Origin of the sequence: Streptomyces sp. NBC_00876, assembly GCF_045207435.1 — a bacterium.
GTDB lineage: Bacteria > Actinomycetota > Actinomycetes > Streptomycetales > Streptomycetaceae > Streptomyces.
This window is the reverse complement of the sequence record NZ_CP108800.1, coordinates 7,483,204-7,497,356: the sequence shown is the minus strand read 5'-3', so window position 1 is coordinate 7,497,356 and position 14,153 is coordinate 7,483,204. Positions and strand designations below refer to the sequence as shown.

Annotated in this window: 11 protein-coding genes; 4 read left to right on the top strand and 7 right to left on the bottom strand. The window is 71.0% G+C overall.

The features are described 5' to 3' along the window. Positions 1–3: 3 nt before the first annotated feature. From OG782_RS32810 to OG782_RS32785, 6 genes are all read right to left on the bottom strand, one after another. On the bottom strand, positions 4–903 hold the full coding sequence (locus tag OG782_RS32810) for an ABC transporter substrate-binding protein (RefSeq protein ID WP_406457257.1): 900 nt from the start codon (positions 901–903) through the stop codon (positions 4–6). Continuing rightward, positions 904–1,692: an ABC transporter ATP-binding protein gene (locus tag OG782_RS32805; RefSeq protein WP_406457255.1), complete on the bottom strand. Its 789-nt coding sequence runs from the start codon at positions 1,690–1,692 to the stop codon at positions 904–906. It lies immediately after the preceding gene. Further along, on the bottom strand, positions 1,689–2,573 hold the full coding sequence (locus OG782_RS32800; protein WP_406457253.1) for an ABC transporter permease: 885 nt from the start codon (positions 2,571–2,573) through the stop codon (positions 1,689–1,691). Before OG782_RS32800 ends, OG782_RS32805 begins: the two co-directional genes overlap by 4 nt. Next, positions 2,570–3,592 (bottom strand): NrtA/SsuA/CpmA family ABC transporter substrate-binding protein, encoded by a 1,023-nt coding sequence (locus OG782_RS32795; protein WP_406457251.1) that lies wholly within the window; start codon positions 3,590–3,592, stop codon positions 2,570–2,572. The genes OG782_RS32800 and OG782_RS32795 overlap by 4 nt, the downstream gene beginning before the upstream one ends. After that, entirely contained in the window at positions 3,589–4,617 is a 1,029-nt protein-coding gene (locus tag OG782_RS32790; protein ID WP_406457249.1) for an ABC transporter substrate-binding protein, read from the bottom strand. The genes OG782_RS32795 and OG782_RS32790 overlap by 4 nt, the downstream gene beginning before the upstream one ends. Positions 4,618–4,760: 143 nt before the next feature. Continuing rightward, a complete protein-coding gene (locus OG782_RS32785) occupies positions 4,761–4,871 on the bottom strand; it encodes a putative leader peptide (protein ID WP_311309001.1) in 111 nt (36 codons plus the stop codon). Between the two features lie 193 nt (positions 4,872–5,064). On the opposite strand from OG782_RS32785, the gene OG782_RS32780 reads away from it, so the two are divergent. Next, complete coding sequence (locus OG782_RS32780) at positions 5,065–5,847, top strand: IclR family transcriptional regulator (RefSeq protein WP_406457247.1); 783 nt, start codon at positions 5,065–5,067, stop codon at positions 5,845–5,847. Between the two features lie 106 nt (positions 5,848–5,953). Continuing rightward, positions 5,954–8,152, top strand: a complete 2,199-nt coding sequence (locus OG782_RS32775) for a DEAD/DEAH box helicase (protein ID WP_406457245.1) — start codon at positions 5,954–5,956, stop codon at positions 8,150–8,152. Here OG782_RS32775 and OG782_RS32770 read toward each other — a convergent pair. Beyond that, entirely contained in the window at positions 8,146–9,159 is a 1,014-nt protein-coding gene (locus tag OG782_RS32770) for a multicopper oxidase domain-containing protein (RefSeq protein ID WP_406457243.1), read from the bottom strand. The genes OG782_RS32775 and OG782_RS32770 overlap by 7 nt on opposite strands. A gap of 261 nt (positions 9,160–9,420) precedes the next feature. On the opposite strand from OG782_RS32770, the gene OG782_RS32765 reads away from it, so the two are divergent. Further along, complete coding sequence (locus OG782_RS32765) at positions 9,421–11,913, top strand: ThuA domain-containing protein (protein ID WP_406457241.1); 2,493 nt, start codon at positions 9,421–9,423, stop codon at positions 11,911–11,913. Next, positions 11,910–14,147, top strand: coding sequence for an OmpL47-type beta-barrel domain-containing protein (locus OG782_RS32760; protein ID WP_406457239.1), 2,238 nt, complete (start codon positions 11,910–11,912; stop codon positions 14,145–14,147). The genes OG782_RS32765 and OG782_RS32760 overlap by 4 nt, the downstream gene beginning before the upstream one ends. Positions 14,148–14,153: the final 6 nt, after the last annotated feature.

The following is a 14,153-nucleotide window of genomic DNA, read 5'->3' as shown; positions in this document are numbered from 1 at the left end:
TCGTCATACCGCCTTGCCGGCTGCGGTACGGGTACCGGCGTGGGCACGGGCGTGGGCGACGGTGACCGGACGGTCGATGAAGCCCGTGCGGTGGAAGATGTCGGCGGCCTCCTGCTGCTCGGCGATGAACGCGTCGGAGACGGGCTCGATCGTCCAGGGCAGCGATGCGAGCGCGGTCTCCCAGTCGTCGGCCGATCCGCCGAGGTCGGCGGCGGCGATCTCGGCCACCTTCCGGGGGTGGGCCGCGGCCCACTCGTCGGCGCGCTTCAACGCCCGGGTCAGTGCCTCGACGACCTCGGGCCGGGATTCGGCCAGGTCGCGGCGGGTGAAGAAGACGGAACGGTCGCTGATGACGTCGCCGGTACGGACCAGGGTCCGCAGCCCGCCGGTGCGCCGGGCGGCCGCCAGTTCGGCGCCCTGGGCGACCCAGGCGGCGATCTCCCCGGTGCGCAGCAGCTGCTCGCTGTCGGCGGTGGAGCGGACGGCGGTGATGTCCTCGGCGTAGGACAGTCCGGCGTCGTCGAGCGCCTTGGCGATGAGATGGGTCTGCCAGGAACCGATCGCGAGGTGCACGGTCGAGCCCTTGAGTCCGGCGACCGTACGCACGGGGCTGTCCTCGGGGACGAGGACCGCGCCGTGTTCGGGGCGCGGGGCGGAGACCGCCGTGTAGACGATGTCGTGCCCGGCGGCCTGCGCGGTGACGGGCGGGGTGGATCCGGTGCCGCCGAAGTCGATGACGCCCCGGGTCAGGAGCTCACCGGTGCGCACGCCGTTGGTGTACGGGTGGAAGACGACGCTCTCGCCGAGCGGGGCCAGCTCCTCCTGGGCGAAGCCCAGGCGGGAGAGGTGGTACAGGTGGTAGAGGGACGGATTGCTGCTGTGGACACCGATGGTGAGGGTCATTCAGATCACTCCGGCTTCGGAACGGGCGGGGGAAGGAAGGGAAGGCGCGGGGGACGGAAGGGGAGGCTCGGGAGACGCGGGGGCCGCTACGCCGAGGTCGGCGAGGAGGCGCCGGCGCAGGGCCGCGAAGGCGGGATCGCCGGGGTCGCGCGGCCGGTCGACGGTGACGGTCTCGTCCGTCACCAGGCGGCCGTCGCGCAGGACCGCGACCCGGTCGGCGAGCCGTACGGCCTCGTCGACATCGTGGGTGACCAGCAGGACGGCGGGCCGGTGCCTGCGGCACAGCTCGCCGACCAGGTCCTGCATCTTCAGCCGGGTCAGCGCGTCCAGTGCGGCGAACGGCTCGTCGAGCAGCAGGAGTTCGGGTTCGCGGACCAGGGCGCGGGCGAGTGCGACGCGCTGGGCCTCACCGCCGGAGAGGGTGGCCGGCCAGGCATCGGCGTGGCGCTCCAGACCGACTTCGGCCAGGGCCCGCAGGCCGTGCGCGGAGCGGCTGCGCGGCAGCGCGACCGTGACGTTGGCGAGGACCTTCTTCGACGGGACCAGCCGGGGCTCCTGGAAGACGATGGTGCGCGCCTCGGGGACGAGCACCTCTCCCCCGTCGGCGCCGTCGAGGGCTCCGAGGATGCGCAGCAGCGTGGTCTTGCCGCTGCCGCTGGCCCCGAGCAGTGCGACGAACTCGCCCCTTGCGATGTCCAGTTCAAGGTCGTCGAGGACGGCACGGTCGCCGAAGACGCGGCGCAGTCCCCGTACGCGTACGGCGGGCGCGGGTGCCGGATCGATGGTCATCGGGTGGCTCCCCGGGGAGTGCGCCACGGCATCAGCAGGCGTTCCAGCAGCCGCACGAGAATGTCGGCGGCCAGTCCGAGGAGCCCGTACACGAGGATGCAGACGGCGAGGATGTCGGTCCGGGCGTAGCTCTGCGCCTGGGACATCAGATAGCCGATCCCCGCGGTGGCGTTGATCTCCTCGGCGGCGATGAGCGCGATGACGCTGAGTGTCATCGACAGGCGCAGTCCGGCGAGCAGCGACGGCAGGGCGCCGGGCAGGACGACTTCGCGTACGAGGGCGAGGCGTCCCATGCCGAAGCTCCGCATGGCCTCGATGAGTTTCGGGTCGGTGTTGCGGACGCCGCTCGATGTCGACACGTACATCGGGAAGGTGGTGGCGACGGCGATGAGGAGGATCTTCGCCGTCTCGTTGATCCCGAACCAGACCATGAACAGCGGTACCAGGGAGAGGAAGGGGATGGTGCGCAGGGTCTGGAGCGAGGAGTCGAGGAGTTCGTCGCCGAGGCGGGTGAATCCGGTGGTGATGCCGAGGGTCAGTCCGGCGGCGAGTCCGATCAGGAGGCCGAGTCCGGAGCGGGTGAGGGAGGTCGTGAGGGCGTCGGGAAGCTGGCCGTTGATCCACAACTCGCCTACGGCTCTTACTACTTCGGCTGGCGACGCCAGGACGTCGGGAGTGAGGAGCCCGGTGGCGGATGCCACCCACCACAGGACCAGCAGCAGGACCGGGCCGATGGTGCGGACGGTGAGCGCGTAGCCCCGGCTGCGGGCCTTGCGGAGCTGAGGGCGCGGCCGGACGAGTCCCTGGGGCGCGGTGCCGGTGCCGCTCGGGCCGGGGCCCGGCCGGACGAGGCCGGGCGCCGCGGTGGCGGTGTCGCTCATGTCAGCTTCCCGACGTCGAGCAGGTGGGCGGCGATGTCGACCTCGGCCTCGGTGACCTTCTGCTCGGCGTAGAAGGCGGCGACGTCCTTGAAGCGCTCGATGTCCTCGGGCCCGATGGGGTCGACGGTGCCGCCCTTCGCGGTGAACTCCGCCTGGACCTTCTCGGCCTTTCCGGTCACGGCGGTCGGGCCGGCGTCCGTGAAGACGTTGAGGTACGCGGCCGGGTTCTGCTTCTCCTTGGCGCTGGCCTCGTGGAGGTACTGGTAGAGGGCCTTCACGACCTTCGGGTGCTGCTCGGCGAAGTCCGTCCGTACGGCGTTGAGGCTGTAGTTGTCGGAGCCGATCGCCGCGCCGTCGGCGACGAAGTGCGCCTTGCCGCTGCCGATCTCGGCGACGGCGTAGGTGGCCCAGACGGCCCAGGCGTCGACCTTGCCGGCGCTGAAGACCGCCGCGGTCTGGTCGGGCCGCAGATAGACCCGGGTGACCTTGTCCGCCGGAATGCCGGCCTTGGCGAGGGCCTTCAGCAGCAGGTACTCACCGGTGCCGCCCTGGTTGACGGCGACCTTCTTCCCGACGAGATCGGCCACCGAGCCGATGCCCGAGCCGTTCCTGACGAGGATGCCCTCCCCCGCCGCGTCCGGGTCGACGGCGGTGAAGAACTTGAAGCCCGGCCGCTGGGCGAGCGAGGTGATGCCCGAGGTGATGGAGCCCGTGGCGATGTCCAGCTGATCCGCGTTCATCGCCTGGGCGGCCGGGGCGAACGGCCCGGCGCTGCCGGTCCACCGCACCTTGGCACCGGCCTTGGACAGCGCCTTGTCGAGGCTGCCGTCCTTCTTCCCGAGGGCGAGCACCCCGGAGTTGCCCGGGTCGGGGATGCGGACGGTCACGGTGGCCCCGCTGCCGGAGCCCCCTGCGGCGCTGTCGGCCTCGGACGTGCCGCAGGCGGTGAGGGCGACGAGTGCGGAGACCGTGAGGAGCGCCGGAACGGCTGTCGTGCGCAGTGGTCGGGGGAGATTCATGATGAGGGTTCCTCTGGGCTCAGGGGGGCGGAGGTTCGGCGGGCCAGTGCGGCTGCCCGGCGCAGCGGCCCGGGGTCGGCCCAGGCCGCGACGTCGACGGGCTCGGGCAGGAAGCCGTGGGCGCGCAGCCCGGCCTCCTGCGCCGCGAGCAGGCCGAGGCGTTGTGCGGACAGGTCGGGGTGGAGGGTGAGATGGGTGCCGGGCCGGTAGGCGCCGGCGACTCCGTCGGCGCCCGCCCCGGTCTCGGCGCCGAGGATGCGGGCGACCTCGTCGGGCTGCCCGGCGGCCCAGTCGGCCGCCCGCAGCAGCACGGCGAGGAAGCGGTCGACCAGGCCGGGATGGTCGTCGAGGAGCTGCTGGTGGACGGTGATGGGGCGCGGGGTGCCGTTGTTGACGCGGAAGCGGCGATCGGGCAGGTCGTCGAGTTCGACGGCCACTTCGGCACCGGCACGGCGGGCCGCCTCGACGGCCAGTGCGCCCTTCACGTACACGGCGTCGACGTCGCCGCGCCGCAGCGCGGCCAGTTCGGCCGCCCACTGGCCTTCGTGCCCGTCGGCGGGTACGTCGACGAGGGAGGCGTCGTCGAGCGCGAGTCCGGCGGAGGCGAGCACCCCTTCGAAGCCGCGCAGGGCCATGGCACGCCAGAAGTCGATGGCGATGTCGTGCTTCGGCACGGCGAGCCGCAGCCCGCGCAGAGCACCGGCGCCCCGGATTCCGGAGCCGGGTGCGACCAGGACGGTCTGCCGTTCCTCGATCCAGGTGAGGCCGATCAGCCGGGTGCGCTCGCCCTGTGAACGGGCCCACAGGGCGGGGACGTTGCCGCCCTCCCGGAAGAGGCCGGGCAGGGCGTGGGTGTAGTGCGCGGCGCGGTCGGCGTCCGGGGAGGCGTCCTGGAGGGAGCGTACGGAGATGCCGTCGGGGGCGAACTCGTCGGTGAGCCACTGCCGGTCGGCGGCGATGCCGGTGGCGGTGGGTACGGGACAGCGGGTGAACCAGAGGGTCCGGGGCAGGACGGCAGGCGTCATGGAGTCTTCCCGAGGATCGGCGAAGCGGAGGGAGCCGGCGGGCGCGGCACATGAGGTCCCGGATCCGGGCAGCACGTACGGCAGGGGCCCGCGGCGCGTCGGAGCGACGCGTCAGGCGAAATGAAGGGGGCGGGAGCGGAGGGTCAGCGACAGGCGGCGCTGGACACGCGGGCCAGGTCGATGTGACGGCGCAGCGTGAGGGCGAGCGGGACCGGAGCGGCGTGGGCGGGGGTCGCGGTTCGGCGGCCGGCCATGGCACTGCTCCCTTCAGCTCGTCGGTGGTGACGGCTGCAGCCTGCCACGGGGCGGCGCCCGCCCACAACTCGCTTCCCATGATGTGGGATTGGATATGAACGCAGTGTTTCACCAGTCGGATATGACCCGCTGGGACTCCCGTAATGTGGCAATGTCGGGCCCCGCATCCCCACGAGCGGAGAGTGACCCCCCATGACCGAGGCCGCCGCGGTACGCGCTCCCGGCGGGGCGCAGGCGGTACAGCGCGCCCTGGACGTCCTGCACTGTTTCCACGACAACGGTCCCGATCTCAGCGCCTCGGATCTCGCCCGCCGGCTCACCCTGTCGGTCTCCACGGCCCACCGGCTGGCCCGCACCCTGCTCGGCGCCGGATTCCTGGAGCAGGACGCCCGGACGTCCCGCTACCGGCTCGGCCCGGCCGTGACCGAGCTGGGCAGGCTCTCCTACCATCAGCGCGGTCTGCATCTGGCCGCACCCGAGCTGGCCGATCTCGCCGAGCGCACGGGCGCCACCGCCGACCTGGCGCTGCGCAGCGGACCCCACGCGGTGATCGTCGCGGGCGGTTCGGTGACCCCCAAGGTGGGGCTGCGCCGGCCGCTGCACTCCACCGCGCTGGGCAAGGTGCTGCTGGCGTGGGCGAGGCCCGGCGAGGGCGGGCCATCCTCGCTGCCGCCGCTGCCCGCCTTCACCGACCGGACGATCGTCGAACCGGCGGCGCTGGAGGCGGAGCTGGCACGGGTGCGGTCCGACGCCTACGCCGTCAACGACGGCGAGTCGGCCCACGGGGTACGGACGCTGGCGGTCCCGGTGCTGGACGGCGCCGGGTGCGCGCGCTTCGCGCTGGCGGTGCGCGCCACCCCGTCCGTGATCACCGATGCGCGCACGGACTGGTTCCTGGCGCAGGCGCGCTCGTGCGCACGCGCCCTGGAGGTCCTTCTGCTGTCACCGGCGGAGCGCCGCCCGCCCGCGCCCTGAGCCCTGCGCCGGGACCCGGTTGTCAGTCGCGCATGGGACGATACGAGTCGTTGCGGACGGATACCGGGCGGAGCGGCGGCACGGCAGCGGGGACAGAGGGACGTACATGACTGAGGGCGGGTCCACCGAGGCCGGCGCACCGACCGGGCGAGCGGCCCGGGAGCTGCTCGTGCGGGCCGACAAGCTGCTGGAAGCGGCTCGCGGGGTCCTGTCGGACCATGCCCGCGCCGTGACGGCGGTGCGTACCGCCCTGGACCCGCTCCTCGACTCCCTCGTCCGCGACGAGCTGTCGGTCATCCCCGTGTCCCGGCTCAAGGACGTCACCGAGGGCAGGCTGCGCCTCGGCGCGGTCGAGCAGGCCGGGTTCACGACGGTCGGGCAGGTGTACGGTTCCAGCCGCTACGAGCTCCGCCAGATCCCCGGCGTCGGTGCGCAGACGGCCGACCAGACGCTGGCGGCGGCGGGCCAGATCGCGCACGCGGTGCGGGACACCGTCGCGCTGCGGATAGACGTGGACACCCCTGACGACGCCACGACAGCGCTGGTCGGCGCGTTGTACCGGCTGGTCGAGGCCGGGCCGGACGTGCGGCGGGCCGTGGACGGGGCCCGGCGGCTGGCCGACCGTCTCGAACCGCTGCTGGCCGCGGCCGGTCCGGCCCGGGGGCGGCTGCGGATGGTCTTCGTCCGGCGGCGGGTCCGGTCGCAGGCGCTGGAGGCGGTCGTCTCCGTGCGGGCGGCCGTGGCCGACGCGGCGGAGCGCGAACTCCCGTTGCTGTTCGGGCAGGTGTCGGTCGATCTGCTGCGGGACCCGGACTCCGACGTCGCGGCCTGGGTCGACTTCGAGCTGCGGTCCGCGGAGTACTACAGCCTGCTGGCCGAGATGTCCGGCACCGGACCTGACCGGGACGCGGCCGAGGGGTTCCTGCCGTCCGGGATCGCCGACCGGGTGCGCGGACTGCGGCTGGACGACGCCCGGCTGCGGGTCTCGCTGCGCGGCTACCAGTCGTTCGGCGCGCGCTTCGCGCTCGCCCAGAAGCGGGTGATCCTCGGCGACGAGATGGGGCTCGGCAAGACCGTGCAGGCCATCGCCGCGCTGGCCCATCTCGCGGCGCGCGGGGAGACGCACTTCCTGGTGGTGTGCCCGGCGAGCGTGCTGATCAACTGGACACGGGAAGTCCGGGCCCGCTCCACGCTGCACGCCCTGCCCGTCCACGGACCGGAGCGGCTGGAGGCGTTCGCCGAGTGGCGCGAGAGCGGCGGGGTCGCGCTGACCACCTTCGACGCCCTGCACACCCTGCCCCTCGCGGGCGACAGCGGCATACGGCCGGGCATGCTCGTCGTCGACGAGGCCCACTACGTCAAGAATCCGGCCACCCGACGCTCGCGTGCGGTGTCCGGCTGGTCGCAGGGGGCCGAGCGCGTGCTCTTCCTGACCGGCACGCCGATGGAGAACCGGGTGGAGGAGTTCCGCAGCCTCGTCCGCCATCTCCAGCCCGAACTGGCGCCGGCGATCAGCACCACACACGGCGCTGCCGGTTCGCAGGCGTTCCGCCGTGCCGTCGCCCCCGCCTATCTGCGCCGCAACCAGCAGGACGTGCTCACCGAACTCCCCGCGCTGGTGCAGGTCGACGAGTGGGAGGAGTTCAGCGAGGCCGACCAGCGGGCCTACCGCGAGGCGGTGGGCGCCGGGCACTTCATGCGGATGCGCCGGGCGGCGTACGCCCATCCGGCCACGTCCGCCAAGCTGAACCGGCTGCGCGAGCTGGTCGCCGAAGCGGCGGGCAACGGCCTGAAGGTCGTCGTGTTCTCCTACTTCCGCGAAGTGCTGGAGACGGTCCACCAGGCCCTGGGGGACGGCGTGTTCGGCCCGCTGTCCGGCAGCGTGCCGGCCACCCGGCGGCAGGAGCTGATCGACGGCTTCGCCGCGGCGGACGGCCACGCGGTGCTGCTGAGCCAGATCCAGGCGGGCGGGATCGGGCTCAACATGCAGGCCGCATCGGTGGTCATCCTCTGTGAGCCGCAGATCAAGCCGACGATGGAGCACCAGGCCGTGGCCCGCGCGCACCGGATGGGCCAGATACGCACGGTCCAGGTGCACCGGCTCCTCGCGACGGACAGCGTCGACCAGCGGATGCTGGACATTCTGGCCCGCAAGGAGCGGCTGTTCGACGCGTACGCACGGCGCAGCGACGTCGCCGAGACGACGCCGGACGCCGTGGACGTGTCGGACGGCTCGCTGGCCCGCCGCATCGTCGAGGAGGAACAGAAGCGCCTGGCCGCGGTGACCGACGCGGCTGGTCAGTGACCCCGGTGCGCCGACGCCTCCCCCGCGGGCTTCGTCTCCGGTGATGAGGCCATCGTGTGCCCCTCGTGCCCCGGCACGGTCCCGTCGGCCTTGGCCACCAGCAGCATTCCGGCCATGCCCATGTCGGAGTGGCTCTGCACATGGCAGTGGTACATCCAGGCGCCCGCGCCCACGCGTTCACCCGCGATGATCTGGAAGCCGAAGGAGTCGGCGGGCCCGACGATCTTCGTGTCGATGACCCGGCTCGGGTCATCGGGTCCGGTGAGCAGGCCCGTGCGGTTGTCGGCCCAGCGATGACCGTGGACATGGAACGTGTGGTAGTACTCGCCGTGCGTGATCATGACGACTTCGAGCCGGTCCCCCACCGTGGCCTCGAAGTCCGGGCTCTTGCCGGCGGGCTTGTTGTTGATCGTCATGTCGTTGAAGACGATCGTGATCGTCTTGTCGGGCAGGATGTCGCCCTGGCGCCGGACGATCACCGGCCCGTACAGGCCCTTGCGGATGCCGCCCGTGCCGTGGTCCGTACCGACGACGTGGTCGTGGTAGTGCCAGTAGCCCGCACTGCCCGGCTGCCAGGTGCCGTCCTTGCGCCGGCCCGGGGCGTGGGTGCGCCAGGTGTACGTCCGGGTCTCGCCCGGTTCGACGATGCTCTTGTTCATCCGGGTGCCGTCGCTCGCGATGTCGTAGTCGACGCCGTGCGCGTGGAGACTGGCCGCCACATCCATCGTGTTCTCGAACTCGATGTGCAGGGTGTCGCCCTCGTTGATCTCGATGAGCGGACCGGGAACGGACGCCTTGCCCTTCTCGAACCCGTACCCCATCGAGCCGTCCGCCAGCTTCTCCGCGTACATCTTGAGATGGCGGACCACCCCTCCCGCGGGCGCCGTGCGGGGCGGGTTCTCCGCGGAGGTCGCCTCGATCGCGCCGAGGGACAACGATGTCACGCCGGTCGCCGCCACCACCCCGCCGCCCATCAGCATCCGCCGGTTGAAGCTCCTGCGGTCCATGTCGAACTCCCCACTGCTAGACGGGTCTTGCGGAGAAAACCGGATCAACTACGGCGCGAGGCACGGAGGTACGCGGGCCGGGCGGCCGGCGGGCCATGGGCGCGGCCGCCTCCGGGACGGGCCATACCGTAGCCCGGGGATCTTCGTTTATCCACACTAAGGACAAAGTTCGTTTCATTGCTGCCATAGCTATTGGCGAGTCGCGAAAAGAGGTCTAGCTTCATGCGCTGTTGCAGTGACCAAAGAGGGGTGGGTGACCACATGCAGCGCACACCACATCACAGGTCCAGATCGCGACGCGGTGTTGCGGCGGCCCTGGCGGCCGGCGTAATGACCGCATCCCTGCTCGGCGGCAATGCCGCCAGTGCCAGGCCGGACCCCGGGATGCCCGGGGCCATGGCGACAACGTTGTCCCTGCCGTCGCCACCCGGCGGCGCCGACGTCAAGGTGCTCGTCTTCCACGCCTCGGCCACCGAGGAGTCCCCGACGGTCGACGCCGGTATCGCGGCGATCGAGAAGATCGGGCTCACCGGACCGGAGGCGGGCAGGTTCACCACCGTGGCTTCCGACGACCCGGCCGTCTTCACCAACGGCAGGAAGCTCGGCAAGTTCAACGCCGTCGTCTTCCTGACAGGTGGCGGGGATGTCCTCGACCCGGAGCAGGAGGCCGGCCTGGAGGCGTACATGGAGGCCGGCGGCGGCTTCCTCGGCATCCATGACGCGGCGCGCACCGAGCCGTACTCGGACTGGTTCACCGGACTGGTCGGTGCGCGTCCGGCGGCCGGCAGCCCCACCTCCGTACAGCGTGCGACGGTGGAGATCGGCGACCGGCAGCACCCGGCGACCAAGAACCTGCCGCTGGAGTGGAAGCGCCCGGACAAGTGGCTGAACTGGAAGGACAACCCGTCCGGCAGCGTGCACACCGTGGCACGGGTCCGCGAGATCACCTACAAGCCGGGCGCGAGTGCCAACGGCTGGGACCACCCGGTCTCCTGGTGCCGTGACTACGACGGCGGCCGGTCCTTCTACACCGCCATGGGCGGTACGGCCGACAGCTTCGCCGAGGCCGACTTCCGTGACCATCTGCGCGGCGCGCTGGACTGGACGACCCGGATCTCCCAGGCCGACTGCAAGGCGACGATCACCTCCAACTACACGGCGGAGAAGGTCACTCAGCCCAATCAGCCCGGCCGGAACGACCAGATCGGCGAGCCGCACGGCCTGGTGACCGCCCCCGACGGACGGGTGCTGTACATCGGCCGCGGCGGCGCCGACAGCAGCAAGCCGGTCGTCACCGACTGGAACGACCCGAACATCGGCAAGGGTCTGGGACAGATCCACGTCTACGACCCGACGACCAAGAAGGTCACCCTCGCGGGTGAACTGACCATCTTCGGGAACAAGGGCGGCGGCGACGAGCTGATCAAGGTCGAGGAGGGCCTGCTCGGCATCGAGCTCGACCCGGACTTCGAGAAGAACGGCTGGGTGTACCTGCACTACACACCCCACGACAAGATCGACCGCGACAAGCAGATGGCGGTCCGTCAGGTCTCCCGATTCACCCTGGACCTGGCGACCAACAAGCTGGATCTGTCCTCGGAGAAGGTGCTGCTGCACTGGCCGGTCCAGATCCACAGCTGCTGCCACGCCGGCGGCGGCATGGCATGGGACTCGAAGGGCAACCTGTACATCGCGACCGGTGACAACAACTCCTCCGGTTTCAGCGACGGTTACTCGGGCAACAACCCGCAGCCGAACTACAAGGGCGTCTCGTTCGCCGACGCCCGGCGCACCGCGGGCAACACGAACAACCTCAACGGGAAGATCCTGCGGATCCACCCCGAGGACGACGGCACCTACACCCTGCCCGCGGGCAACCTCTTCACCGGCAAGGAACCGGACGAGGGCGGCGGCAAGACCCGCGGCGAGATCTATGTGATGGGCGTGCGCAACCCGGCCCGCATCTCCATCGACAAGTCGACCGACACCCTGTACGCGGGCTGGGTCGGCCCCGACGCGGGCTCCCCGAGCACCACCTGGGGTCCTGCCAAGTACGACACGTTCTCCGCGATCACGCAGGCGGGCAACCACGGCTGGCCGTACTGCATGGGCAACAAGCAGCCCTACCGGGACCGCAATCTGCCCGACCCGAGCAAGCCGCTCGGCTGGTACGACTGCGACCACCCCAAGAACGAGTCGCCGAACAACGACGGTCTGGTGAATCTGCCGCCGATCACGTCCAACACCATCTGGTACTCGCCGCAGGGCGGTGGCGTGGACTACCCACGCGACGCCAACGGCATCCCGAGCTACAAGGTGGAGGACCAGAAGCAGCTCCTGCCCTGGCTCAAGGGCGGTGGCCAGGCCACGATGAACGGCCCGGTCTACCGGTACGACGCGGCGAGCACCGGCGCCGGCAAGTGGCCCTCGTACTGGGACGGCAAGTGGTTCGTCGGTGACTTCTACGACGACACGCAGCCGCGGCACGCCGTGCTCACCGATCCGAGGACGGCCGGCAAGGGCGGTCTGCCCACCCACGCCGAGTCGCTCAAGAAGATCATCCCGGTGGGCGCGGACGGCATCCGCAACCTGATGGACTGGAAGTTCGCCCCGGACGGTTCGCTGTACGTCCTGGACTACGGGCGCGGCTTCTTCACCTCCGACTCCAAGTCCGCGCTGTGGCGTGTGACGTACAAGGGCGGCGCAGCGACCCCGGCCGTCAAGGATCTGGCCAGGAAGGCGGCAGTGCAGTGAGACACCGTTCGATCTTCTTCCGCAGGCGGTTCCGGCCCGCGCGGCTGTGGCTCGCGCTGCTGGGGTCGTTCCTGATGGTGCTGGGACTGACCTCGACGGCGGCGTACGGCCGTACGGCGGCCCCGGCGGACGCGGCGGCCGACCAGGTGCTGACCTGGACGGCGGGCGACTCCATCGACCACTACCTGTCAGCGCCGAAGACGGCGGTGGCCGGCAAGGCGACCATCGTCTTCGAGAACAGTGCGGCGACCGGGAACACCACGGGCATGCCGCACACGCTGACCTTCAGCATCTCGGACCCGGAGTTCAACAACGACGTCCCGCTGAACCTGCTGGCCAACCCGGGCGACGACCGGGGCGGCAAGCAGACGGCGGAGGTCACGCTCTCCCCCGGCCGGTACTTCTACCACTGCACGATGCCGGGGCACGAGGCGATGCAGGGCATCCTGACCGTCACCGAAGGGGGCGGCGGTGAGGACACCACCGCGCCCGAGACCTCGGCGAAGGTCGACGGCGACAAGAACGCCGACGGCGCCTACATCGGCCAGGCGACGGTCACCGTCGCCGCCACCGACGAGGGTTCGGGCGTCGGCACCGTCGAGTTCGCCCTCGGGGCGGACGGTGCCTGGCAGCCGTACACCGTGCCGGTCGTCGTCAACGAGGTCGGCGCGCACACCGTGCGCTACCGGGCCACCGACAAGGCGGGCAACGCGGCCGCCGAGAAGACGGCCGAGTTCACAGTCGCCGCTCCGCCGACGGACGACACGACGGCTCCCGAGACATCGGCGACCGTGTCCGGGGAGAAGGACGACCAGGGGCAGTACCTGGGCATGGCGACGGTCACCGTCACCGCGTCCGACACCGGGTCGGGCGTCAACACCATCGAGTACGCGCTCGGGGCGGACGGCGCCTGGCAGCCGTACGCCGGTCCCGTGATGGTGCACGAGTTGGGGGCGCAGAAGATCCGCTACCGCGCCACCGACAAGGCGGGCAACGCGGCCGCCGAGAAGGCGGTGGAGTTCACCGTCGTCGAGCCCCCCACCCAGGACACGACGCCGCCGGAGACGTCCGCGAAGGTCGAGGGCGACAAGAACTCGGACGGCGCCTACCTCACCAGCGCCAAGGTGACGGTCACCGCCACCGACGCCGGCACCGGGGTCGACAAGGTCGAGTACTCCCTGGACGACGGCCCGTACCTCGCCTACACGGCCACGGTCATCGTCGACCGCGTCGGCTACCACACCGTCGCCCACCGGGCCACGGACAAGGCGGGCAACACCTCTGCGGCGAGGAAGGTGTCGTTCACCGTCGCGCAGAGCGGCGGCGTACCGGCGCCGAACTGCCCGGAGTTCGATGAACGCCTCACCGTCATCGTGGGCACCGTCGACACCGGGGTCCCCAACCGCATCACAGGCAACCGCTGCACGATCAACGAGCTGATCGAGGACGAGAAGGACTGGTCGTCGCACGCGCTGTTCCTCAAGCACGTCGACAAGGTCCTCGACAAGCTGCTCACCGCCGGGGTGATCGATGCCCGCGAGCACACGAAGATCTACCGGGCGGCCAAGCAGTCCGGCATCGGCAGGCCGGGCCAGGACGAGGGCTACCGCAAGCTCTTCGACGGCACGGCCGCCTCGCTGGCCAAGTGGCAGCAGGTCGGCGGCGGGCAGTTCGCGCTCAACGAGGCGGACAGCGCGATCACCAGCTCCACCACGGTGGACGGCATGGGCATGCTCTGGTTCCCGGAACGCCGGTACGAGAACTTCTCGCTGAAGCTCCAGTGGCGGGACGACGCCCCCGGCACGGGCAACGCCAACGGCGGGGTGTTCGTACGGTTCCCCAATGTCCACGACAACCCGGAGGAGTCGCGTCCGGAGTGGGTCGCCATCAAGTACGGCCATGAGATCCAGGTCAACGACCGGCCGGACGGCGACATGTACAAGACCGGGTCCGTCTACGGGTTCGACCGGGTGGGTCTCGCGGGCGCCGGGGTCACCCCCAAGGGGACCTGGAACGACTACGAGATCCGGGTGGTGGACCAGCACTACTCGGTCTACCGCAACGGTGTCCTGCTCAACGAGTTCGACAACACCGGCGGCCAGGTCTTCGAGCCGCCGCGGGGCGACGACCCGGGCACCGACGGCCGGCGGTACGCCTCCGGGTACATCGGGCTCCAGGTCCACAGCACCTCGGACGTGATCTCCTACCGGGACATCCGCATCCAGGAGCTGTAACCACGC